This is a genomic window from Sporosarcina sp. FSL W8-0480 (genome assembly GCF_037963765.1).
Classification (GTDB): domain Bacteria; phylum Bacillota; class Bacilli; order Bacillales_A; family Planococcaceae; genus Sporosarcina.
Genome location: NZ_CP150166.1, coordinates 2,758,912 through 2,783,812, shown reverse-complemented (window position 1 = coordinate 2,783,812; position 24,901 = coordinate 2,758,912). Strand labels below are relative to the sequence as shown.

Annotated in this window: 23 protein-coding genes and 1 other annotated feature; of the genes, 15 read left to right on the top strand and 8 right to left on the bottom strand. The window is 42.0% G+C overall.

Annotated features, from left to right (window positions below):
• Window positions 1-35: 35 nt before the first annotated feature.
• A complete protein-coding gene (locus NSQ43_RS14395) occupies window positions 36-410 on the top strand; it encodes a YisL family protein (protein ID WP_339251298.1) in 375 nt (124 codons plus the stop codon).
• A 279-nt stretch (window positions 411-689) separates the two neighbouring features.
• Window positions 690-2,135 carry an alpha-amylase family glycosyl hydrolase gene (locus NSQ43_RS14390; protein WP_339254940.1) on the top strand — a complete coding sequence of 482 codons (1,446 nt, stop codon included), beginning with the start codon at window positions 690-692 and terminating at the stop codon, window positions 2,133-2,135.
• A 72-nt stretch (window positions 2,136-2,207) separates the two neighbouring features.
• On the opposite strand, the gene NSQ43_RS14385 is transcribed toward NSQ43_RS14390, so the two are convergent.
• Complete coding sequence (locus NSQ43_RS14385) at window positions 2,208-3,059, bottom strand: DegV family protein (protein ID WP_339251296.1); 852 nt, start codon at window positions 3,057-3,059, stop codon at window positions 2,208-2,210.
• A 28-nt stretch (window positions 3,060-3,087) separates the two neighbouring features.
• On the bottom strand, window positions 3,088-3,900 hold the full coding sequence (locus NSQ43_RS14380; RefSeq protein WP_339251294.1) for a Cof-type HAD-IIB family hydrolase: 813 nt from the start codon (window positions 3,898-3,900) through the stop codon (window positions 3,088-3,090).
• A gap of 171 nt (window positions 3,901-4,071) precedes the next feature.
• Here NSQ43_RS14380 and NSQ43_RS14375 point away from each other — a divergent pair, with 171 nt between their 5' ends.
• The 3 genes from NSQ43_RS14375 (at window position 4,072) to NSQ43_RS14365 (ending at window position 7,532) form a co-directional block, all read left to right on the top strand.
• Window positions 4,072-4,833 carry a prolyl oligopeptidase family serine peptidase gene (locus NSQ43_RS14375; protein WP_339251292.1) on the top strand — a complete coding sequence of 254 codons (762 nt, stop codon included), beginning with the start codon at window positions 4,072-4,074 and terminating at the stop codon, window positions 4,831-4,833.
• A 52-nt stretch (window positions 4,834-4,885) separates the two neighbouring features.
• Window positions 4,886-5,194, top strand: coding sequence for a metal-sulfur cluster assembly factor (locus NSQ43_RS14370; RefSeq protein WP_339251290.1), 309 nt, complete (start codon window positions 4,886-4,888; stop codon window positions 5,192-5,194).
• Window positions 5,195-5,381: 187 nt separating this feature from the next.
• Window positions 5,382-7,532, top strand: a complete 2,151-nt coding sequence (locus tag NSQ43_RS14365; RefSeq protein ID WP_339251288.1) for an AAA family ATPase — start codon at window positions 5,382-5,384, stop codon at window positions 7,530-7,532.
• A gap of 62 nt (window positions 7,533-7,594) precedes the next feature.
• On the opposite strand, the gene NSQ43_RS14360 is transcribed toward NSQ43_RS14365, so the two are convergent.
• A complete protein-coding gene (locus NSQ43_RS14360; protein ID WP_339251286.1) occupies window positions 7,595-7,780 on the bottom strand; it encodes a DUF2929 family protein in 186 nt (61 codons plus the stop codon).
• Window positions 7,781-7,966: 186 nt separating this feature from the next.
• Between NSQ43_RS14360 and NSQ43_RS14355 the strand changes: the two genes are divergently transcribed.
• Entirely contained in the window at window positions 7,967-8,899 is a 933-nt protein-coding gene (locus NSQ43_RS14355; RefSeq protein WP_339251284.1) for a beta-ketoacyl-ACP synthase III, read from the top strand.
• Between the two features lie 64 nt (window positions 8,900-8,963).
• The gene (fabF, locus tag NSQ43_RS14350; RefSeq protein ID WP_339251282.1) at window positions 8,964-10,202 is read left to right on the top strand and encodes a beta-ketoacyl-ACP synthase II; all 1,239 of its coding nucleotides are present in this window, start codon (window positions 8,964-8,966) and stop codon (window positions 10,200-10,202) included.
• Window positions 10,203-10,462: 260 nt separating this feature from the next.
• On the opposite strand, the gene trpS is transcribed toward fabF, so the two are convergent.
• Window positions 10,463-11,449 carry a tryptophan--tRNA ligase gene (trpS, locus tag NSQ43_RS14345; RefSeq protein ID WP_339251280.1) on the bottom strand — a complete coding sequence of 329 codons (987 nt, stop codon included), beginning with the start codon at window positions 11,447-11,449 and terminating at the stop codon, window positions 10,463-10,465.
• 211 nt (window positions 11,450-11,660) lie between these two features.
• Window positions 11,661-11,890 (bottom strand) — a binding site (T-box leader).
• Between the two features lie 177 nt (window positions 11,891-12,067).
• Here trpS and NSQ43_RS14340 point away from each other — a divergent pair.
• The 5 genes from NSQ43_RS14340 (at window position 12,068) to pepF (ending at window position 18,136) form a co-directional block, all read left to right on the top strand.
• Window positions 12,068-13,273, top strand: coding sequence for a putative glycoside hydrolase (locus tag NSQ43_RS14340; RefSeq protein WP_339251278.1), 1,206 nt, complete (start codon window positions 12,068-12,070; stop codon window positions 13,271-13,273).
• A 413-nt stretch (window positions 13,274-13,686) separates the two neighbouring features.
• On the top strand, window positions 13,687-14,085 hold the full coding sequence (gene spxA, locus NSQ43_RS14335; RefSeq protein ID WP_339251277.1) for a transcriptional regulator SpxA: 399 nt from the start codon (window positions 13,687-13,689) through the stop codon (window positions 14,083-14,085).
• Window positions 14,086-14,362: 277 nt separating this feature from the next.
• Complete coding sequence (gene mecA, locus NSQ43_RS14330; protein WP_339251276.1) at window positions 14,363-15,010, top strand: adaptor protein MecA; 648 nt, start codon at window positions 14,363-14,365, stop codon at window positions 15,008-15,010.
• A 70-nt stretch (window positions 15,011-15,080) separates the two neighbouring features.
• Window positions 15,081-16,265 (top strand): competence protein CoiA family protein, encoded by a 1,185-nt coding sequence (locus NSQ43_RS14325; RefSeq protein WP_339251275.1) that lies wholly within the window; start codon window positions 15,081-15,083, stop codon window positions 16,263-16,265.
• 50 nt (window positions 16,266-16,315) lie between these two features.
• A complete protein-coding gene (pepF, locus tag NSQ43_RS14320) occupies window positions 16,316-18,136 on the top strand; it encodes an oligoendopeptidase F (protein ID WP_339251273.1) in 1,821 nt (606 codons plus the stop codon).
• 1,255 nt (window positions 18,137-19,391) lie between these two features.
• Here pepF and NSQ43_RS14315 read toward each other — a convergent pair.
• The 3 genes from NSQ43_RS14315 to NSQ43_RS14305 all read right to left on the bottom strand — a co-directional run bounded on the left by NSQ43_RS14315 (window position 19,392) and on the right by NSQ43_RS14305 (window position 21,379).
• Complete coding sequence (locus tag NSQ43_RS14315; protein ID WP_339254938.1) at window positions 19,392-20,183, bottom strand: DsbA family protein; 792 nt, start codon at window positions 20,181-20,183, stop codon at window positions 19,392-19,394.
• 14 nt (window positions 20,184-20,197) lie between these two features.
• Window positions 20,198-20,590, bottom strand: a complete 393-nt coding sequence (locus NSQ43_RS14310) for a globin (protein ID WP_339251272.1) — start codon at window positions 20,588-20,590, stop codon at window positions 20,198-20,200.
• Between the two features lie 93 nt (window positions 20,591-20,683).
• The gene (locus NSQ43_RS14305; protein WP_339251270.1) at window positions 20,684-21,379 is read right to left on the bottom strand and encodes a lytic transglycosylase domain-containing protein; all 696 of its coding nucleotides are present in this window, start codon (window positions 21,377-21,379) and stop codon (window positions 20,684-20,686) included.
• Between the two features lie 324 nt (window positions 21,380-21,703).
• Between NSQ43_RS14305 and NSQ43_RS14300 the strand changes: the two genes are divergently transcribed.
• From NSQ43_RS14300 to NSQ43_RS14290, 3 genes are read left to right on the top strand one after another with little or no spacing between them, the layout of a single operon-like run.
• On the top strand, window positions 21,704-22,372 hold the full coding sequence (locus tag NSQ43_RS14300; protein ID WP_339251268.1) for a GTP pyrophosphokinase family protein: 669 nt from the start codon (window positions 21,704-21,706) through the stop codon (window positions 22,370-22,372).
• 6 nt (window positions 22,373-22,378) lie between these two features.
• On the top strand, window positions 22,379-23,179 hold the full coding sequence (locus NSQ43_RS14295) for an NAD kinase (RefSeq protein ID WP_339254936.1): 801 nt from the start codon (window positions 22,379-22,381) through the stop codon (window positions 23,177-23,179).
• Entirely contained in the window at window positions 23,179-24,084 is a 906-nt protein-coding gene (locus tag NSQ43_RS14290) for an RluA family pseudouridine synthase (protein ID WP_339251266.1), read from the top strand. The genes NSQ43_RS14295 and NSQ43_RS14290 overlap by 1 nt, the downstream gene beginning before the upstream one ends.
• Here NSQ43_RS14290 and prpE read toward each other — a convergent pair whose 3' ends face one another.
• The gene (gene prpE / locus NSQ43_RS14285; RefSeq protein ID WP_339251264.1) at window positions 24,085-24,822 is read right to left on the bottom strand and encodes a bis(5'-nucleosyl)-tetraphosphatase PrpE; all 738 of its coding nucleotides are present in this window, start codon (window positions 24,820-24,822) and stop codon (window positions 24,085-24,087) included.
• Between the last annotated feature and the right edge of the window lie 79 nt (window positions 24,823-24,901).

Sequence of the window (24,901 nt, the reverse complement as noted above, 5' to 3'; positions counted from 1 at the left end):
GATAAATAGGAATTATAATAGATGAGGTGAACAGTTTGGGATTTTTGTCGGATACAACCCATTTTCATATTTTTACATGGGTCGTTGGTGTAATCGTTTTTTTAGTTGCAGCTGTAATGGCTAACGGGACAAAAGGCAAGAAAATTACGCATATGATCGCACGCCTATTCTATGTACTAATCCTTATTTCAGGCGTAGCGCTTTTCATCAAAGGAATGGACTACGGCAGAGGTGCTGAATACGGTATCAAATTCCTTCTTGGTTTACTGACAATCGGGATGATGGAAATGGTATTGGTTCGTTCTACGAAAGGAAAGCCAGTAACAATGTTCTGGATCTTGTTTTTCGTTTTCTTTTTTGCGACAATGTTCTTCGGCTTCAAATTGCCGATGGGCTTTGAATTCTTTTAATCTTAATATGAAAAGTTTGAACCTCCGGTAATTGATGCCGGAGGTTTTCTTTTGGTGTAGGTGTAATGGGGAAATTTGCTCGCAAACGAGCGGTTTCCGAGATAAACGAGCGGTTTCCGTGATAAATCGCCAGGTCTCCCGCAACTCTATCTAACCCATTCACAAATTAGACTCATTTTCCGCCCAGCATTTCAATTTTTATTCCATTACATGGCGAGGAGCGTTCTGTTTTGATAAAATGGCTACAGATAGCTCGGTAGGGAGGCTTTTTTTGTGAAAATGAAACGTTTTACTGGCTTTGTTGCATGCTTTTTATTATTTATCTCAACGGTTTCGCCGGCAAATGCTTCAGCCAAAGTAGATACAGGCATTGCCGATGAAAGCATATATGATCTATTGGTCGACCGCTATAACAACGGTGATCGCAAGAATGATTTGGATGCCGATATTCATGATGACTATGCATTCCATGGTGGGGATTTTGTCGGCATCCATTCCCGATTGCAGCATATCATGGAAATGGGCTTCACGATGATTTCCATCGGGCCGGTTTTTAAGTCCGAGTCCTATGATGGAAAACGTGCATTGTCCTACTCCGAATTGGATCCGCATTTCGGAACGGATGATGAACTTAAAGATTTAGTGAAGGAAATCCATAAACAGAAGATGAAAGTGATTGCGGATTTTCCATTAGGAAAAGTGGGTGCCGATCATGAGTGGACGAAAGACCGTACGTATAAATTCACGCATTCCGCGGATGGTACAGTCGATTGGAATACTGCCGATCCAATAGTTCGGGAAAGCTTGATCAAGGCTGTAGTCGATTTTGTTACAACATATGATTTAGACGGTATTCGTCTTACTCAATTGGATGGATTTGAAGATGCTTATTTGAATGAAATGATTGACGCTATCCACGGTGCTCAAGAAGGTTCATATGTATTAACGAATGAGGAAAGTAGTGCTCATTTCGATTCCACTCCAAGTGTATCCAAGATGGATATCCTTCGTGAAACATTCATGACGATTAATCCGGATTCATCGAATATGGAAGTTTTCAAAGACAATGACGAAACTCGATTGATACAATTGGATGATTTGACTGGACCACGTCTCACATACGATATGGTGGAATTACGCATGTTCCCGCCGACCCGATGGAAGGTTGCTGCAACAGCACTCTTCACGCTTCCGGGCGTTCCGCTTATGACGTATGGAACTGAAATCGCGGTCAACGGAAAAGAAGCACCTGAAAGCCATCCGTTATTCAACTTTAAGACGGATATGGAGTTCAAGGAATTGATCGGAAACTTGAACCTATTGCGTAATAAATCGGATACACTTCGTAATGGTGAATTTGAAATGCTTCATAACGAAGATGGATTCATCGTTTACAAACGTTCTTCCAAGGACGAGACATGGCTTATCGCTGTTAACAATACGTCTCAAACAGTCAACGTTGAAATTCCGATTGAAAAGATTGGCGAAAATAAAAAGTTGCGCGGTCTCTTAGATGGTGACCTGATCCGTGAATCGGATGATGGTGTATTCCGGGTCGTCTTAGATAGGGAAATTGCGGAAGTGTATATCGCTGATGATGATAAAGGATTCAATACTCCATACTTGATCGCATCGATTCTTGTTTATGTGATTTTCCTTGGATTCCTATTCCTTGTTATAAAAAAAGGAAGAGAACGAAGAAAATCTGAAAGTAAAAAAGCTTGATCAATTCATACAAAATGCCTTTTCATGACACGGACGAAACCGTGTTTGAAAAGGCATTTTATTAGTTAGACATTAATTTAATTTATTCAAAAAGAAAATTGCGATTGTCCCTGGTCCGGCATGTGATCCGATAACGGAACCAATCATATGGACTTCCACATTTTTTGGCTTGAACTTCTCTTCAATCATCGCCTTCACTTCTTTTGCTGCAGCTTCATCATCCCCGTGACTGATTGCAATGGTCTGTTCGGACAATTCACTTCCTCGTTCCTCCATTAAATCGATAATACGGCGGAACACTTTTTTGCGGCCACGGTGTTTCTCGATTGGTACAAGCTTGCCGCTTTCGACATGCAACAAAGGTTTGATGTTCAATAAGCCTCCGATGAATGCACTTGCTTTGGAAACTCGACCGCCTTTAGCCAAATAATCAAGGTCTTCCACAGTGAAAAGATGCTCCATATTGGCGGCCATATTACGGATTTTCCGCTCGATTGTCCGGACATCATCACCCGAATCACGTAAGCGGACTGCCTCCTTCACTAAGAGGCCGTATCCAAGAGAAGCACAACGACAGTCAATGATGACTAAGTTAAAGTTCGGATTCCCTTCCTTCACTTGGTCTTTCATCATGACGGCAGTGTTGTACGTACCAGAAAGTTCCGAGGAGAATGCGATGTATAATCCTTCCTCGCCAGATTCCGCAAGCTCCTTCCAAAGGGAAAGAAGAGATTCCGGAGATGCCTGGGATGTTTTTGGATGTTTTCCATTGCGAATTGCATCGAAAACCTCTTTCGAGTCGATTTCAATGACATCGTCGTATTCCTTGTCATCGATTAAAACACTTAGTGGGATCAATGTTACATCATTTTCATCAAAAAATGACTTTGGTAAATCTGAACCGCTATCCGCAAAAATTCTCATTAGGGGACCCCTCACATTCTTTTATATATTATTTTATTAATAACAACCGTTCTTTCAATACTTCCGCGATACCGTCTTCGTTATTTGTAAGCGTCACTTCGTCTGCGATGGATTTTAGCCGGTCGATTCCATTGCCCATTGCAACTCCGACACCGGCGAAGTCGATCATTTCCAAATCATTGTCTTCATCTCCGAAAGCGATAATTCGCTCGCGAGGAATATCGAGCCACTTGGAAACATGTGAGATGCCGACGGCTTTATTCAACCCATGACGGACGATTTCAATGACATCAAAAGGAGCTCCCCAGTTTCTATGATCAATCACCTCGGCATGTACTTCAGCAAGATGTCTCCGTATCGGGTCGACAGAATCAGGTTCAGCTTGGATAAGCAAACTCGTCGGATCGACTTCCAACATTGTTCTGATATCGCCTTCCTTAATGATTGGATTGCCAAGACCGAAGATGTCCAATAGTTTTGTGTCGTGATACTGCAAGTACACATCATCCATTACTTCGGCGACTATATTTTGAAGTCGGAAATCTTGCATTGCATCGACTACGTCTTTTACGACCGGAAGTGAAATTGTTTCATGGATTGTTTTCCAAGAGCGGTCGGTCGGATGGTGGACGAAAGCGCCGTTGAAGTTGACGATTGGCGTTTTTAGTCCAAGTTGGCGGTAGTACATTGCACTTGCGCGATATGGACGTCCTGTTGCAATCATTATTTGGTGGCCTTGTTCTTCTGCTTGTTTGAGTGTATTTGCTGTTTTCTCCGATATGACTTTTTCGTCGGTTAGCAATGTCCCGTCCAAGTCAAGGACGATTAAATGCGGTTTCATCGTTCCGCCCCCTTTATGAAAAGAATACGTTATCTATCTTGTCTTATACCCTAATTTTAGTTTATCGTTCATAGAGGTGTTGAGTCAAAAATTCCATCATGTGTGATCTTACTTTTTGTTTTTCTACTAAAACTTTGATACGATTTAAGTAAAAGTACAGAAGGTGTTTGAATGCTTGTTAAAGAAGAGAACTGGGGCCATATACCATTACTGCATATTGTGGACGAAACATTGGAAGATAGCAACATTCCAGCGGTCATTTTCCTACATGGTTTCACGAGTGCCAAGGAGCACAACCTTCATTATGCATACAATATCGCGAAGAAGGGGATGCGTGTGTTATTGCCTGAAGCTCATCTCCATGGCGTTCGTGATGAAGGTCTGGATGAGGTTCAGCTTAGTTTGCGGTTCTGGGAAATCGTTCTCACATCGATTGAGGAAATGGGTATTCTACATGGGGAATTGATTGACAAAGGCGTTCCGAAAATTGGAATGGGCGGTACTTCGATGGGTGGTATTACGACACTTGGCTGCATGGCGGCTTATCCTTGGATTGACGTGGCGACAATTATGATGGGGGCGCCTGGATACGTAGAACTTGCGAAAGCACAAATTGCCCAGTTTGAAAATAGAGGGTTTAAGCTGCCGATATCTGCTGAGGAAAGAAAATCCTTGCTTGAAACTTTGGCCATATTCGATATGACGAAACAACGGCAGAAATTGAATCAGAGACCAGTATTCTTTTGGCATGGGCAACAAGATACGACTGTTCCATTCGAACCGACATTTAACTTCTTCAATGCTGCGAAAAAAGATTATGAAGATACACCTGAACGATTTGAATTCCTTTCTGACCCTACAGCAGGACATGCCGTTTCAAGAACAGGCATGTTGCGCGCTGCCGAATGGTTCGCTAGTTATTTGAATGAATAGGGCCATCTTTGATATGATGAAAGAAGAACGAATACGGAAAGGGGAATTTACAATGAATGATGATATGAAGGGCAGCCTAATGGGCGCGCTCGAAAACGTAATCGATCCAGAACTTGGCATTGATATTGTCAATTTAGGACTCGTCTATGATGCTGAAATGGTCGATGAAGGTACTGCAAAGGTCACAATGACATTGACATCAATGGGTTGTCCTATGGGACCTCAAATCGTCGCCAATATCAAGCAGGAACTCATGGAGCTGCCTGAAGTGAAGGACGTTGACGTTAACATCGTCTGGAATCCACCATGGTCCCGTGATAATATGTCCCGCTACGCAAAAATGGCGTTAGGCGTACGATAATAGAATAAAATCAAGGCTGTTTGACTTTCTAGTCATGCAGTCTTTTTTCATTTGAAAAGCCCTTTGTTTTAATGGATTTTTGAAGGGTACGGATAAAAATAGGGAAGTGCAATACACTTTACTTATATAAAGAATCAGCATATAATTTATTTAATCAAAGATAGTCAAAGTCAAACGAATGAGGTGAATGAATATGAGAATGGGCGGAGTACAAGAAGAGGATCAGCGTACACCACTTGAACAATTTGGACGAAATCTTGTTGAAGATGTGAAAAACGGAAAGATGGATCCTGTTATTGGACGTGACGAAGAAATCCGAAACGTCATCAGGATATTATCGAGAAAAACGAAAAACAATCCTGTTCTTATTGGGGAGCCGGGTGTAGGGAAGACGGCTATTGTCGAAGGACTTGCACAACGAATTGTCAAAGGCGATGTGCCCGAGGGATTGAAAGATCGGCAAATTTTTGAATTGGATATGAGCTCCCTCATCGCAGGTGCCAAATATCGTGGTGAGTTCGAGGAACGTTTGAAGGGCGTCTTGAAGCAAGTGAAGGAAAGCGATGGAGAAATTATTCTTTTCATCGACGAAATCCATACGATTGTTGGCGCTGGGAAAACTGAAGGTGCGATGGATGCAGGGAATATGTTGAAACCGATGCTTGCCCGCGGAGAGTTGTACTGCATTGGGGCGACGACGCTTGACGAATACCGAATGTATATCGAAAAGGATCCAGCACTCGAACGTCGATTCCAGCAGGTATTAGTACGTGAACCATCGGTGGAAGATACAATTTCCATTTTACGAGGATTAAAGGAGAGATTTGAGCTTCACCATGGTGTTCGTATACATGACCGTGCAATCGTCGCTGCGGCAACTTTGTCGGATCGTTATTTAACGGAACGTTTCATGCCGGACAAGGCAATCGATCTGATTGACGAAGCGAGCGCCATGATCCGAACGGAGATCGACTCGATGCCGCAGGAACTCGATTCAGTCACACGTCGGATCATGCAGCTTGAAATTGAGGAACAGGCATTGCAGAAAGAGAAGGATGCAATGAGCCAAAGCCGTTTGGGAGCATTACGAACGGAGCTACAGGAATTGAAGGATTCTTCCTCCGATATGCGTCAGCAATGGAATAAGGAAAAGGAAACATTGCGCGAAATCCAAACGAAACGCGAGGAGTTGGACCGATATCGCCGAGAGCTTGAAGATGCGCAGAACCGATTCGATTTGAATAAAGCTGCAGAATTGCAGTACGGCAAGATTCCCGAATTGGAGAAGGAATTACAGGCAATGGAAGGGCCGTTAGCCGACAGTTCCGAAAGTCGATTACTTCGCGAAGAAGTGACGGAAGATGAAATTGCAATGATCGTTGCCCGCTGGACAGGTATCCCGGTCACTAAGCTTGTTGAAGGTGAAAGGGAGAAATTGCTCCGTCTTCGTGAGACGTTGGAAAAAAGGGTTATCGGACAGGAGAATGCTGTTCAGCTCGTCACGGAAGCTGTTTGGCGTGCACGAGCAGGCATTAAGGATCCCCATAAACCAATTGGATCGTTTCTATTCCTTGGACCAACTGGAGTCGGAAAGACGGAACTTGCGAAAACACTCGCCAGCACATTATTCGATTCTGAAGACCATTTCATCAGAATCGACATGTCCGAGTATATGGAGAAACATAGTGTATCCCGACTTGTTGGTGCACCTCCGGGCTATGTAGGCTATGAAGAGGGCGGACAGTTGACGGAAGCAGTGCGTCGCAATCCGTATTCGGTCGTCCTACTTGATGAAATTGAAAAGGCGCATCCTGATGTGTCCAATATTTTACTTCAAATCCTTGATGATGGCCGCATCACTGACAGCCAGGGAAGGCTTGTTAATTTTACGAATACAGTTGTGATTATGACGTCCAATATTGGATCAGCCTTCTTATTAGATGGACAATTCGATTCCAAGGATCATGCGGCTGAAGACTTGGTTATGGCGGAATTGCGGCGCCACTTCAAACCTGAACTGTTGAACCGGATGGACGATATTATCATCTTCCATTCATTATCTGGAGATTCATTCCGTTTGATCGCGAAGAAAATGTTGGAAGACCTCGTAAAACGGTTGGATGAACAGGAAATTGGCTTGGAATATACCGATGATGTCCTTGACTGGATTGTAAAGGAAGGGACGGACGCAGATTTCGGGGCAAGGCCATTGAAACGATTTATCCAACGTCATGTTGAAACAGTAGTCGCCAAGGAAATCATTAAGGGTGAGTTGAAAGATCGGCAGAAATTAGTGTTATCAATGGATGATGGGAATCTGTTGGTAAATAAGAAATAAATCTATTGTATAAAAAAGCCTTGTCACCGATTTTGAATCGATGGCAAGGCTTTTTTGATGAATCAATGATCCGCTACTTCCCCTTCAGGAATAGCTGATGTCATAACAATAACAATTACCGATAGGACTACTGATGCGATTAGACCAGTCATGAAGTCAAATGATGCGATTCCAGCGATTGATCCGGCAACATAGTTTAACATCGATACTAAAAGAAAGGACCAGATAAAAGTAATAATATATCTCATCGAAATCACCTCTACATAACTATTTCATCGTTCATCATACCACAGCAGGCACAATCATCAAACAAAATAATAATTAGATTTCACATTCTTTGGCTAAATCGTGTCCAGATATTGAAAATTGACCTCAGTTCTCTTATAATTAATACCAGGTACTAATAATAGATGATAAGGAACGAGGTATGTGATATGAATGCAGGGTTGATTGGTATAGGAAAGTATGTCCCTTCAAATGTAGTGACAAACAAGGATCTTGAAGCTCGTATAGATACTTCTGACGAATGGATTCGCACACGCACAGGCATCGAAGAAAGACGCATTGCGGATGATCAAACCGATACATCCGACATGGCATATGAAGCCGCGTTAGATGCTATAAAAAATGCGGAAATCGATGTAGAAGATATTGGAATGATCATCGTTGCTACAGTAACTCCTGACCGTCCTTTCCCTTCAGTCGCGGCAATGCTTCAAGACCGGTTAGGTGCAAAAAATGCAGCAGCCATGGACGTTTCCGCCGCATGTGCAGGTTTTATGTACGGTGTCGTAATGGCGAAGCATTTTGTTGAAGCGGATACGTATAAGCATGTATTGGTCGTTGGTGTTGAGAAATTATCGAAGATTACGGATTGGGAAGATCGTAACACTGCAGTACTTTTCGGTGATGGAGCAGGTGCTGCAATCGTTGGTAAAGTGAGCGAAGGTCGAGGTATTCTCTCATTCGAACTAGGAGCTGACGGTACTGGTGGTAAACATCTTTACCAGGACAGATACATTCATATGAACGGACGTGAAGTGTTCAAGTTTGCTGTAAGGCAAATGGGCGAATCTGCTGTCAATGTCACGAAAAAAGCAGGTTTGACTACTGATGACGTTGATTATTTGGTACCACACCAAGCGAATATCCGAATCATGGAATCTTCACGCGAACGTCTTGGTTTACCTGTTGAAAAGATGTCTAAATCAGTCCATAAATACGGAAATACATCAGCTGCCTCTATTCCGATTTCATTAGTGGATGATTTACAGGAAGGCCGAGTCAAAGACGATGACATCATCGTATTGGTCGGTTTCGGCGGCGGCCTAACATGGGGCGCCCTGTGTATTAAATGGGGAAAATAACCCCGGATTACTATATACTTGATAAAGATTAATTACTCGTAAAAATGAAAGGGAGTTTTCAGGAATGGAAAAACGTCGTGTCGTTGTTACTGGAATAGGTGCTGTATCTCCAGTAGGAAATTCCGCGGAAGCATCGTGGGAAGCAGTATTAAACGGAAAATCAGGAATCGGTCCGCTAACAAGATTAGACAGCGATCAATTCCCAGTAAAAGTTGCAGCAGAAGTAAAAGACTTCGATATTGAAGAATATATCCCTAAAAAAGATGCAAGAAAGATGGACAGATTCACTCATTATGCATTAGCAGCGTCCATCATGGCAATGAAAGACGCAAACCTTGAAAAATTAGACGAAGAAACCGCCCTACGTACAGGCGTCTGGATCGGTTCAGGAATCGGCGGCATGGAAACCCACGAACAACAATTCAAAACATTCCTTGAAAAAGGGTATCGCCGAGTAAGCCCGTTCTTCGTACCGATGATGATCCCGGACATGGCTTCTGGCCAAGTATCCATCCACTTCGGTGCGAAAGGCATTAACTCATGTACAGTTACAGCATGTGCATCAGGTACGAACTCAATCGGAGACGCATTTGAAGTCATTAAACGTGGCGACGCAGATGTGATGATCACAGGAGGCGCAGAAGCACCAATTACAACTATGGCTGTTGCTGGCTTCTGTTCAAACACTGCATTGTCATTGAACCCGGACCCTGCAACTGCATCTCGTCCATTCGATAAAGAACGGGACGGCTTCGTTATTGGCGAAGGAGCAGGTATCCTGATTCTTGAAGAATATGAACATGCGGTGAAGCGAGGAGCGAAAATCTACGCGGAAATCGTCGGATATGGCTCAACAGGAGACGCACACCATATTACCGCTCCTGCACCGGAAGGCGAAGGCGGCGCACGTGCGATGCGTCAGGCACTTGAAGAAGCTGAAATCAGCCCGGATAAAATCGACTATATCAATGCACACGGTACAAGCACGCCATATAACGATCTATTTGAAACAATGGCAGCGAAAACAGTATTCGGCGAGCATGCATATAAGCTTGCGATGAGCTCGACTAAATCAATGACAGGACATCTATTGGGTGCGGCTGGAGGATTGGAAGCAATCTTCACAGTGAAAGCATTACAGGAAGGGATTCTGCCTCCAACGATGAATTATGTGAACGCAGACCCTGAATGTGATCTTGACTACGTACCGAATGCTGCGCGAAAAGCGGACATCGATTATGCGATGAGCAACTCGTTAGGCTTCGGCGGACATAACGCTTCACTGGTGTTCAAGAGAATATAATTAAGAAAAGCTCCCTATTTAGAGGTCATCTTCTAAATAGGGAGCTTATTTTCATATGATAAGAAAAAGCAAAAGGGCGATGTTCATGACACGTATATTCCTCTTCCTTCTCAGCTACGGACTTATCGTAGTTTCCGTATCCCATATGATATTTTATTTTAACTATATTTCACTCGGATATAGTTGGACGCAGATATTTTTGTTCATTATTCGGACGTTTGATTTTACCTTGTTCGTAATTGCGTCCGTATTGCTTCTGCTTACCGTCTTCTTCCAATTCCCATCGCGGACTCCATCTTCTTAAGCGTAGCGGACGCAATTGCATTCGCTTTTTCAGCGCCTCTGTCTAAATGGACGTCAAGTTCCGATGAATTCAGAAGGTCCGCATAACGTTCTTGGATAGGTGTCAGGTGTCCAATGATTGCTTCTGCAACACCTGCTTTAAAGGCGCCATAGCCGAGGCCTTCATATTTTACTTCAAGGTCGGGAATTGAAATACCGCTTAATGCGGATTCGATTGTTAATAGATTCGAGACTCCAGGTTTATTTGCTTCGTCGAATTTAACAATTCCATCAGAATCCGTAACCGCACTTTTAATTTTCTTTTCAATTTCTTTCGGTGTATCCAAGATCCTTAATGTACCTTTTTGATTCGGATCGGATTTGCTCATTTTTTTCATAGGATCTTGAAGTGATTTAATGCGGGCACCGACTTTAGGGATTCGGATTTCCGGTATTGTTAGGACTTCCCCATACCTTTTGTTAAACCGCTCCGCGAGGTCACGTGTCAATTCGACGTGTTGTTTTTGGTCATCACCGACTGGGACGACGTTCGTATTATAGATAAGGATATCCGCCGCCATTAGTGGGGGATATGTTAGTAATGCTGCGGAAACGCCTTCTTTTCCGTCTGACTTGTCTTTGAATTGTGTCATTCGCTCGAGTTCGCCGATATATGAGATACATTGCATCATCCATCCTGCTTGGGCGTGAGCGGGTACTTCTGATTGGATGAATAGTGTGGATTTTTCCGGGTCGATTCCACTGGCGATGTAGATGGCTGCAAGCGAGCGGATTGTTTTTGCTAGTTCGTCTGGGTCTTGCTGTACTGTGATGGCGTGTTGGTCTACTATACAGAATCTGCAGTCGAAGTCGTTTTGGAGTTCTGTAAATTGTTTAATAGCCCCGATGTAATTCCCTAATGTTACTGTGCCTGTTGGCTGTACACCTGAAAAGATTGTTTTCATTCTAACTCCTCCTATAAATTAGACTTCCGCTTCGGGCGGACGCTTTCCACGGGCATGGCTTCAGCCTCCTCGTCGCTTTGCTCCTGCGGGGTCTTCAGCTCATGCTATTCCCGCAGGAGTCGCCGCCCTACGCTCCAGTCACATTAATACTAATACCAAATGAAAATAAATAATAATAATAAAAAAATAAAAAAACACCAGTCATCCCTAAAAAAGGGACGACTGATGTTGATCAACCGTGGTACCACCCGAATTAGCCTGCAAAGGCCACTCAAATCCCATAACGCGGGAGACGTGATTGGCTACTTGGTTATGAAGCAAACCCGCATTCGCCAATCAAGCTCAGGAATCCAATTCTTCTTGTACGTCCTGCCTGTTTACACCAACCACAGGCTCTCTGATAAGTCGAAACAAGAGTACTCTTTCCGTCTTTGCTTTTTAAATTTATTCGTGTCAAAAGTATAGTACGACTTCGTAAATAATGCAATAGGGAAGATGTAAATAGACAAAAAGACAGAAGTATTGAGGTTTTTCGACACTAAATTATGGGAATAGTAGACTTGCTCTATTCAATAGATTTTTGCTTTGGTAGAATAAATGAAAGAGAGGAAGTGTCCTATGAAGAAAATGAGGTTTTTTAGTTCGCTGATGCTTGCTGCTGCAATTGCGATTCCAACGGTTGTCTTTGCCGATGAACCTATAAAAGAAATTGAATTTGCGGAACGTACATATGGATTTGAAGAAATGGATGAGGCTATTGTAGCGAGTTCAAAATTATACCGCTTCGATTCAGGGTTAGTCTTTGAATATCCGGATGCAGTTAGGGGGATTTATGTCACAGGACACTCTGCCGGTGGGGCCCGATTCGAAAAACTATTGAATTTGATCAGTTCAACAGATTTGAATGCAATGGTAATTGATATTAAAGATGACTTTGGAAATTTGACATATAAGCCCAAGGAAGATTCCCCATTGTTCGATCTTGGAATCGGAAAACCGTATATTAAGGACCCTCACAATATGCTGAAGACGCTTGAAGCGGAGGGGGTCTACCCAATTGCAAGGATTGTTGTGTTCAAGGATAGTGTCCTTGCAGAGCAACGGCCGGATCTATCCTTCATGGATGGGGATCAAGTATGGAAAAACGGTAGAAAGGAATCATTCGTCAATCCGTTTATGAAAGAGGTTTGGGATCACAACGTAGAGATTGCGATTGAAGCTGCAAAGATGGGATTCCAAGAAATACAGTTTGACTATGTTCGTTTCCCTGAAGGCTTTGAAAAGAGAGCCGATATTCTTGGATATACGATGGAAGACTATAAGGATTCCGAGCTGGATCCTGTGCAACGACGTGTTGAGGCGGTTACGGATTTTGTTGCTTATGCCCGTGAAAAGTTAAAGCCGTACGACGTTGATGTGTCGGTTGATATTTTCGGTTACTCTGCAACATTGCCGGAAGCACCGGGAATCGGACAAAACTTCTCTAAGATTTCCGAAAACGTGGATGTCATTTCGTCCATGATCTACCCAAGCCACTGGACTTCCTATTTCGGAATTTCGAAACCGGATCTTGAACCGTATCGCCTCGTGACTGAATATGCGAAAGTTGAAAATGCCAAATTAGGGGAACTTGAGAATCCACCGGTTTCTCGACCTTGGCTACAAGATTTCAGCGCTCCATGGTTAGGTGCTGGGAATTATCTTCGTTACGGTAAAGATGAGGTTGAGGCCCAGATTAAAGCCTTGAAAGATAACGGCATTAACGAATTCCTGTTATGGAATGCCGGTAATTCATATACAGAAGGCGTAGACTATACGCCATAAACAAAAGCGTAGGGGGTAAATCAAATCCTCTACGTTTTTTCTGTTAGAAAAATAAATTATTTGCATGGGAATTGAAACCTTTTTTGGGGTGTATTCGTACTATTAGTAAAGGAACTTGTTTTTCAATCAAACATCCCTAAATGAGAAATGGATTTTTTTATATGAATGATGTTTAAACTTTTATGGCATCGGGTATAACAGTATAGAAGCATAAAAGTACATATCTAAAGGAGCTGTAACCCTTACAATATTGCGGAAATGTGACAAAGAAACAATCTGTATTACTTTTTTTTGAAAAAGTGTATTCATTGAGAATGAATATGTGTATAATAGGAGATAGCTAATTACTTTAAAATCATTCTAATTTATCTTTAAATAAAACAAGCAAGCCGACTGAAAGGAAGTGTCAGCGAATGGGAGTTACATTATTTACCTCACCTAGTTGCACATCATGTAGAAAAGCAAAGGCGTGGCTGGAAGAGCACGAAATACCGTATACAGAACGTAATATTTTCTCGGAGCCATTAAATATAGCTGAAATCAAACAAATTCTCCGAATGACAGAAGACGGGACTGACGAAATCATTTCAACCCGTTCAAAAATCTTCCAAAAACTTAATGTAGATGTGGAAAGCCTTCCGCTTCAACGCTTATATGAATTAATACAGGAACATCCAGGCCTTTTAAGAAGACCAATCATCCTTGATGAAAAAAGGCTTCAGGTAGGGTATAATGAAGATGAAATCAGACGATTCCTACCTCGTAAAGTAAGGGCCTATCAGCTGCTTGAAGCGCGGCGCATGGTAAACTAATTTAAGAAATAGTAAAGCTGATAGGGAGTTAACGGGCATTTGCCAAATCCTATCGGCTTTTTAATTTCCCTTATAGCTCTTGGCGCCCAAGAATTTGGTTTCCTTACTTGCTTTATATGCTGATGTTCCCCTACAATGCTATTATCAATAGAAGTCTTGAGCGGTAACCCTTTCAAAACTTCATAGACGCTCATATAGTAAGTATAAGCATTGCAGGTTAATCGCGAAAATAAAAAAATAGGCAAAGACCTATTTGTAAGGAAGGGAGAGAAAAGGGATGGAAATAGAACGTATCAATGAAAATACAGTAAAGTTTTATCTATCGTATATAGACATTGAAGAACGCGGCTTTACTCGTGAAGAAGTCTGGTATAATCGCGATAAAAGCGAGGAGCTCTTCTGGGAGATGATGGATGAAATCAATGATGAGACCGAATTCGAAGTAGAAGGTCCATTGTGGATTCAAGTCCATGCGATGAATAATGGAATCGAAGTTACAGTGACGCGTGCGCAAGTGGAAAATAATGATGTTGGTTTTGGTATGGATGAGTCCGATAAGCATTTTGACCCTGATCCCAGTTTATTCACAAACCCTGAACAGCTTATGAATGAATTAAGCGATGAGCCTGTAGTATGGACTTCCGATATGTTCGTGTTTGATGAATTCGAAAATCTCATTCCGTTAGCTAAGAAAGTTCCTGCTTATGCAGTTCAATCATCTCTCTATTCATATGAAAATAAATTCTATATGCATGTGAACTATGATGAATCTAAAATGGATGACGATGCTAAATTGGATTATTGTAGTATCGTATCGGAATATGGTTCATTATCCCAAGTAACGATCCATCGTTTGGAAGAGTATGGAAAAGTTATAATGGAATCGGATGTCTTAAAGACTGTTGATAAATATTTTGGCGAATAAAAATAACAAGCTGCTCCCCATTGGCACCTGTCGGGGAAGCAGCTTTTTTTGTTTATAGTTGCATTCGTGAGTGAAAATTCATACAATTGAACTGAAAGGAGTGAGAATTATACTAACAGCACGTTCAGAAGATGGAAGATTGGTCGTGTTAACCGCCGATTTAGGGAGGGACGAGCTTCGAAGCTGGAGGGAGACTCGTAGTTTTTTCTGCCCACAATGTAGAAGTCCTGTCCATTTGAAAGTGGGTGATATTGTCATTCCGCATTTTGCACATCGAAAGGCGTCCACCTGCCGAACATCCTTTTCGGAGGGAGAATCGCCACAGCACTTAAATGGCAAAATGTTACTGCATCAGTTGCTTTCAACACGTTCGGAAAATACGGTTTTGGAACCATTGTTAAATGAAATTTCACAGCGACCGGATCTGCTTGTCGCTTCTGACGATGTGAGAATACCAATCGAGTTTCAATGCAGCACAATTCCGATTCCCCTCTTGGAAGAGCGGACCAAAGGGTATCGAAAAGTCGGTATGAGCCCAATTTGGATATTACTTACGCCTCAAAAGTTTGCAGCTATCCCCGAAGGCGTAGGGACTTTTCAGTTTTCAAAGTTCGAGGAATGGTTTATTGTCAGCACCCCACCTGAAGGAGACGTCCTCCTTACTTTTAATCCCCAAACGAAAACATTTCACTATTTTACGAGTTTGATGCATATCGCAGGCCAACGTTATATTGGTATGCACTATATCCTTCCTATTAGCTTTCAATTTTTCCCTTTTGTACGTCCGAAAGTACCGTCGAATGAAGATCTTATTCGTTATGTCAATCTTTATAGTTTTAGACGTCGTGAAAATCTTGAGCGTTGGATAATGTTAAACAGAAAGGGCATTAACGATCCTTTTTTAAGATCCTGTTATGAGATGCGAATGCATCCGACTAAGCTGCCAATTTGGATTGGTCTACCGATATCAGGGAATCAGGCATTCCGTGAAGCGGACTTTGAATGGCAGTTGCGACTTCTCCATTTCTTGAAGCGAAAAAGGTTGAGCCCTCAAAATGTAACTTCGTTTAATTTACAGCAATTTGTATGGAGTTTTGATCAGCCTTCTGCGGAAAAAGTTCAGGCTTGTAAAAAATATATCGAATTTCTGACTAAGAAAGGGCTGAAAAATCCTTTGGATAAAACAGACTTCAGTGAAAATGGAATTTTGTATTTAATTTCAGAAAGATTCCTTGCAAATGAAGCACAAAATTGAGAGAATGATAATGATTCGATTTACGAAGAAAGTTTTGGGGAGGAATTTGAATGACAACAGAAGTTAAAAACAAAGTGTTGACTCGTGACCAAGTCAAAGTGGAAGAAACTTGGCGCTTGGAAGATATTTTCCCGACGGATGCAGCATGGGAAGAGGAGTTTAAAGCAATCGAAGAGCTTTTAGGTAGCGCGGAAAGCTATAAAGGTACATTGAATAATGGTCCAGAAGCGCTATTTGAAGCACTTTCTTACCGTGACACAGTTTACCAAAGAATGGGCAAATTATATACGTACTCCCACTTGAAAGGTGATCAGGATACGACGAACAGCTTCTATCAAGCGATGGATAGCCGTGCAAAATCATTGTACTCCAAAGTTTCAACAGCACTTTCATACTTCACTCCTGAATTATTGCAGATTCCTGAGGAAGAATTGAATAGTCTTGCTGAAAATAATGAAAACCTAAATGTGTACAAGTTCGAATTTGAAAAAATGAACTCACGCCGTGCACACATCCTTCCAGCAGAACAAGAGGCGATTCTTGCGCAATTAGGTGAGGTGACTGGCAACGCTGCGGAAACGTTCAGCATGCTGAATAATGCCGATTTGACTTTCCCTATGGTGAAAGACGAAAACGGTGAAGAGGCGGAACTTTCACACGGCCGTTATATCCGTTTCCTTGAAAGCAAGGATCCGAAAGTACGTGAGGAAGCATTTAAAGCAATGTACAGCAAATATGGCGAGTTCAAAAATACATTTGCATCTACATTGAGCGGAAATGTTAAAAAGAATAATGTCAATGCACGAATCCGCAAGTTCGACTCCGCGCGAAGTGCTGCATTATCGGCAAACCATATTCCGGAACAAGTATATGACAATCTTGTTAATACGATTAATAAAAACCTTGGATTACACCATCGCTACGTTGCATTACGCAAAAAAGTCCTTGGCCTGAACGAACTTCATATGTGGGACATGTTTGCACCGATGGTAAAAGACGTGGAAATGAAGGTCCCTTATGAGGAAGCAACAGAAACGATGCTTGAAAGTTTCCATCCATTAGGCGAAGAGTATAAATCCATTGTAAAAGAAGGACTTGAAAACCGTTGGGTGGACGTCCGTGAAAACAAAGGGAAGCGCTCAGGAGCTTATTCATCTGGATCATATGGTACAAACCCATATATCTTGATGAACTGGCAAGATAACGCGAATAACTTGTTTACATTGGCTCATGAATTCGGCCATAGTGTTCACAGTTACTATTCACGTAAAACACAACCATACAACTACAGCGGCTATTCCATTTTCGTAGCTGAAGTTGCATCGACAGTTAACGAGGCTATCTTAAACGATCATCTTCTAAAAACGATCGATGACGAGCAAAAACGTATTTACTTGCTGAATCATTGGCTCGAAGGGTTCCGTGGTACAGTATTCCGTCAAACGATGTTTGCTGAATTCGAGCATAGAATCTATCAGCTTGACCAACAAGGCGTTGCATTGACTGCCGATAAACTATCAGAAGAATACGGCGCGCTAAACAAGAAGTACTTTGGCGATGCAGTTGAAGTAGATCCGGAAATCGCTCTTGAATGGGCACGTATTCCTCATTTCTACTATAATTACTATGTATACCAGTATGCGACAGGTTTCAGCGCAGCTGTTGCATTAAGCCATCAGATTCTTACTGAGGGTCAACCGGCTGTCGACCGTTACATCAATAACTTCTTGAAAGCCGGCTCGTCAGACTATCCAATTGAGGTTCTTAAAAAAGCAGGTGTCGATATGACTTCTACAGCACCGATCGAAGAAGCATGTCGTGTCTTTGAAGAGAGATTGAATGAGTTGGAAGAATTACTTAATAAGCAATAATAGTGATTACTGACTTGGCATTTGCATTAGCCAGGTCAGTTTTTTTATGTTAAAAACATCAATATTTTTCTATAATGAAATATAAAGCGCTTACATTCTGTATATTTACAAAAATATTAATGATTGATAGTCTATAAGGCTATAGGTAAGGGATTTGTAGTTGGTTTTTATTTGTGACAGAGATGTGAAACTTCATGTGAAATGTTGCATTAACTATTATTTCATGATAAATTATAGATGTGAAATAAATCACATACCAAACATACACCCCTTTTGTTTGAACGTGAACATTTCTCCCATTCCCTTTGTAAAAGAGCATCCCTCTCCCCCAGGAGCGGATGCTCTTTTCTGTTTAAACGAGCGGATATGTGAGTTAATGAGCGGTTGTGTGAATAAATGAGCGTTTATGTCAAAATCATGAGCGGATATGTGAAATCATGAGCGGAAATGCGAAATCATGAGCGGATATGTGAAATCATGGGCGGCTGTATGAAATCATGAGCGGATATGTGAAATCATGAGCGGAAATGTGAAATCATGAGCGGATATGTGAAATTATGGGCGGATATGTGGAAGCATGAGCGGCTGTATGAAATCATGAGCGGATATGTGAAATCATGAGCGGATATGTGAAAATCATGAGCGGATATGTGAAATCATGAGCGGATATGTGAAATCATGAGCGGTTATGTGAAATCATGAGCGGATGTATGAAATCATGGGCGGCTGTATGAAATCATGAGCGGATATGTGAAATCATGAGCGGAAATGTGAAATCATGAGCGGATATGTGAAATCATGGGCGGCTGTATGAAATCATGGGCGGCTGTATGAAATCATGAGCGGATATGTGACATCATGAGCGGAAATGTGACATCATGAGCGGATATGTGAAATTATGAGCGGAAATGTGAAATCATGAGCGGATATGCGAAATCATGAGCGGCTGTGTGAAATCATGAGCGGATATGTGAAATCATGGGCGGAAATGTGAAAGCATGGGCGGATATGCGAAATCATGAGCGGATATGCGAAATCATGAGCGGATATGCGAGTTAATGAGCGGATATGTCAAAATCATGAGCGGAAATGTGAAATCATGAGCGGAAATGCGAAACCATGAGCGGATATGCGAAACCATGGGCGGATATGCGAAAGCATGAGCGGCTGTATGAAATCATGAGCGGATATGTGAATAAACGAGCGGAAACAAGAAAAAGCAGGCTCCCGACATTGGGACGCCTGCTTTTGTTATCTATTTTCGTTTCCGCCAAAGCGTTATATTATTGAATGGCTGTCTTTCCAAGTTTTGCATGAGAAGCTGCTTTTTTAATTCGCGTTCTGCTGATTTTTCTGAGATATGGTAAATCTCGGCAATTTCCTTTGTTGCAAGCGAATCAAACCGCTTGAAAAGATCATCAAGTGGTGGGGGAGCGTCCGGATTAATTGGATAACCGACCATTTCCTCCAAAATCTGTTCATAAATTTCATAAGAGTGAAGACCGTTCACCTTGAGTCCTTCGTCTTCAATGTTTTCATTGAAAAACACGAAAGATGGTGCATCGTCCACTTCCATTTCGTTTGCAAGATACAAATCCACCTGCAAGGACCGCAATACATTATGTGATGAGAAGTCGAGGATGAATTCATCGACGTCCAGACCTAATTTTTCAGCAATCTCAACAAGCACTGAAAACGATAGGACGTTCCTCGATTTCAAGTACGTGTACTCAAATAGTTTGGAAAGGAAACGGAAGCCTGCCCGTTTTCCTTGAAACTCCGCCGCTTTCATCGCAATGCTTGGAAAGGACGCGTGAGTTTTATCGCAAGATTTAACATCTTCGCAATTACTGCTCAGGTTCGTTAAATTCATCTTTGGTAATGACGTGCGAAGAACAATCCTTAATGTGAAATAACGTTCGTATTCGACTTGTAACTTCCGAAGCAACGGCTGGAGTGACCAGCATTTGCTGCATAAAGGATCAACGAACGCATAGATTTCAATTGGTTTTGACAATGGTGCAGACGAAGTGACACTGTTTTCCATAATAGTATTACGGTTCACAGCCCATCCTCCTTGCTTCTGTTGACCATATGATTAGCAGTCATAACGAGCCGTTGGTAATATACGTCACGGAGTTTCCCTTCGAGCCCTACATCGTCCATCGCTTCATCCATGCAAGCGAGCCATGCTTCTGCTCGTTTTGGGGTTATAGGAAAAGGCATATGACGCGCTCTCATCATCGGATGTCCGTGTTCCTCCGTGAATAAATTCGGTCCGCCTAAAAATTGTGTTTGAAATTGCTTCTGTTTACGAGCTGTTTCCGTCAAGTCATTAGGGAAAATCGGATATAGATCCGGATGGACAGCCACTTTTTCATAAAAGCGATCGATAAGCTCAGATAATTTTTCAGCACCGATTTCTTCATAAGGAATCAAAGGTTTACGAATCATGTATGTCAATCTCCTTTGTTCTGACTGGTATGGATATTTTAACAACCAAACAAATCTTTCACAAATATATTGCCTTCAGAGGAATAAATATCGTCATGTATTAAACGTATTGTAGTAGTTTAATACTTTGGAAACGTAGTTCTGTGTTTCTTTGAACGGAGGAATTCCGCCATGTTTTTTCACATTTCCTGGACCCGCATTATAGGCTGCGAGAGCCAGTTTAATATCACCGAATTGGTCAAGCATCTGCCTTAGGTATTTTGCACCGCCCATAATATTTTGCTCGGGGTCGAAGCTATCCCGAACACCTAAAAACTTTGCAGTGCCAGGCATTAGTTGCATTAAACCTATAGCTCCGGCGCTACTTACAGCAGCATTGTTGAAACCGGATTCTTGTTTAATAACGGATGTAATTAGATTTTCAGGAATTCCATATGTTACTGCGGCCTGTTTAATAAAACCGGTGAAATCATTATTTCCACTTGAATCATCCCTAAAGTTTGAATCTTTCTCCTGTATCACGAATTCCAATCCTTTTGGAAAATAGACGTTATTCGAACCTTTATATAGTAGACTTTCCATCGATTTAAGCCCGTCAAGCATTCCAAATGATTGATTCATAAATGAATTGGGAGTAAAAGATTTATTATTTATATTATTTAAAGCTATACTCATCATATCACTGAACAAGGCCGAGGTGGATTCCTGCGCATTTGAATAGGATTGTACGGAACCCAAAGTTTGCATGGCTTGTATATCCATTAATGTTCGAACTGTTCGTGCATCCATTAGTGGCACCCCTTCCTTGAAGCAACTAAATGCCCATATGCAATAAGTATATCAAGTCAGTAGCGAAAACGCATGTTACAAACTGCAACAAAGCCATTCATATGGTAGACTGAACGTATGAATAAGAAATTAATGAGCTGTAAAAATGCAATCTGCTGACGTATGGGCCCATGTTAATTGTAACAGGAATTAAGCTATCACTTACTTACCAATTTGGGGTAAAATATCTATTGGCGCTTTGCTGCCATGTGGATGCCTCAAGGTACATATGATAACAAAAACATAGGCTATAAAAGCATCAACTACCAGTCGGGAGGGCTACTGATGAAGGAATGGAAGCAATTTCTTGAGCCGTATAAACAAGCAGTTTCGGAACTGAAAGTGAAACTGAAAGGGTTACGGACACAATATGAACTTGAAGGCGCACATATGCCGGTGGAGTTTGTGACGGGGCGTGTGAAACCTTTAGCGAGCATATATGATAAAACCCTTGAAAAAGGAATTCCATTCAAACCTTCGGCAGAGCTTGCGGAAGAATTACCTGATATTGCAGGACTTCGGATCATGTGCCAGTTCGTGGATGACATCGGCAAAGTAGTCGATACATTACGAAAACGAGCGGATATGAATGTTATAGAAGAAAGAGATTATATTTCCAATAAAAAACCGAGCGGATACAGATCATTCCATATGATCATCGAATATCCTGTCCAGACGATTCACGGTGAAAGGACGATTTTAGCGGAAATTCAAATTAGGACATTGGCGATGAATTTCTGGGCATCCATCGAACACTCATTGAACTACAAGTACCAAGGTGAATTGCCATATGAGATCAAGCATCGCCTTGAACGGGCAGCGGAGGCCGCCTTTAGACTGGATGAGGAGATGTCCCTCATCCGTGATGAAATCCATGATGCACAGCAATACTTTACCGCCTATAAAGAAACAGCCGACAGAGGGTACGGCGAAAAACGGAGGAAAGGGGAGTGAATGATGATGAAATTTGCCGTTCAGACAAGGAATGATTCACTTTCAAATCGGCTAAGAGATGAAGCTGTCGAGTATTTAACTGATTTCGGTCTTGTTTTTGATGAAGATTCGCCTGATATTGTTTTATCGGTTGGTGGAGACGGTACATTACTACATGCTTTTCATAAATATATCCATCGCTTAAAGGACACGGCATTCATCGGAATACATACAGGGCATCTTGGTTTTTATGCCGATTGGAAGCCGGCAGAAATGGAGAAATTGGTCCTGTCGATCGCACGTAAAGAATACAATGTGATCGAATATCCATTACTTGAAGTGACGATTAATTACCGGAATTCGGATGAGGCAGCTAAATATTTGGCGCTGAATGAATCGACTGTCAAATCACCTGAAGTTACATTAGTAATGGATGTGGAATTGAATGGTGTACTATTTGAAAGGTTCCGCGGAGATGGTTTATGCATGTCCACCCCTTCCGGTTCCACTGCGTATAATAAAGCTCTTGGTGGAGCGATCATCCATCCGTCTTTAGATGCCATTCAGCTGACTGAAATGGCGTCCATAAATAATCGGGTATTCAGAACGGTCGGCTCGCCACTTATTTTGCCATCACATCATACATGTGTTTTAACACCGGTAAATGGACCGGATTTCATGGTGACTATAGACCATTTGCAGTTATTGCATAAAGATGTGAAATCCATAGAATATAAGGTTGCGGATGAGAAAGTGAGATTTGGAAGATTCCGTCCTTTCCCATTTTGGACAAGGGTCCATGATTCATTCATAGCAAGTGAAGAGTGATGAAGACACAATCTAACCGGTTCACCTTAAATTTTAAAGTAGAAGAACAAGTTCTATTAAGAGAATTTTTACATGCGAGAGGGATTTCAAAAAGGACGTTAACCGCTGTCAAGTATGACGGTGGTCAGTTGTTAGTAAATGGGACGGAGCAGACGGTCCGGCATATAGTAAGGGCAGGGGATATGGTAACTGTTCAGTTTCCGAAAGAGCAACCAAGTGATGGGCTTACTCCCGAATCAGGAGCGCTTACAATTCTATATGAAGACGAAGCGATTCTGATTATCGATAAACCTGCAGGTCAAGGAACAATCCCGTCCCGTGATCATCCAGCCGGAACGATTGCGAATTATATCGCTGGTAAGTTTTTAGAGGAGAAAGTTCCTTCAACCGTGCATATTGTAACCCGTTTGGATACGGATACGTCAGGACTTATATGCATTGCGAAAAACCGGCATATCCATCATCTATTAAGTGAACAGATTCAAAAGACGGGCTTTTACCGCAATTATCTCGCATTTGCGGAGGGACATATTGCCAAGGACGATTTCGTAATAGAACAACCTATTGGGCGAAAGGATGGCAGTATTATAGAACGGATTGTTTGTAAGAACGGCCAATTTGCAAGAACTGACGGTAAAACAATTGGACATTTTGAGAAGAATGGATCCAAGTATACTTTAGTCTCTCTTGAACTTCACACCGGCAGGACGCATCAGATCAGGGTTCATATGCAATGGCTCGGACATCCGCTTGTAGGCGATGACCTGTACGGCGGAACGCGAAACCTTGTGAATAGACAGGCGCTGCATTGTGCAACGATCGGCTTCAGTCACCCGTTAACTGGAGAGGAATTAATGTTTAAAAGTGAACTTCCAGATGACCTCAAAAATCTTATACAGATTTAGTCATTCGAATGAAGTGAATTTTTCAGGAATGAACGGTTGTAGAGAGGGTACCGAAACAATGTCCATTTCGGGATAGCGAACCGCGGTCAACTTTCCACCAAACACACATCCAGTATCCACATTGACGGTTCGGTGCATGAACCTTGCCTCAAGGACTGGGGTATGGCCGTAAACAATCCATGCATCTCCATGGTATTTTTTTGCCCAATCCCTTCTCACGGGACGCCCATCCGGAAGTGTTTCGCCTGTAGTATCACCGTAAAGAACAAAGGACTGTATTTTTTTTGAAAAAGGTTCACCGATCATCTGTTCACGGATTCCGGCGTGTGCGATAATGAGTTTCCCATCATCCAAATTTGCATATAAGGGAAGAGCCTCGTAAAATCGTTTGTATCGGTTTAAGAAACGACGTTTTTCTTTAGGCGGCAAAGCATTCATTTCAGCAACGGTTGTTTCAAGCCCATGAGTTTGTTGAACATTTCTGCCGATCGATAATCGGTATAGTTTATTGCAATGGTTCCCGGGGGAATAGATAAGTCTACCCTTATCCTGCAATTTGAACATCAATTCAAGTGTTTTAACAGACGAGGGGCCACGATCCATTGCATCACCAACGAATGCAAGCTGCCTTTCCTTATGAGCGGGTATGTCAGATTCAAATGTATAGCCTAACTTGTTTATAAGCGTAAGCAACTCATCGTAGCAACCATGAATGTCCCCAATAATATCCAATTTCATCAGAAAAATCTCCTTTTGAAAGATAAGTTATATATAGTATTTTGCCTTGTATGGATATAAACATGCATGTCGGGATGGA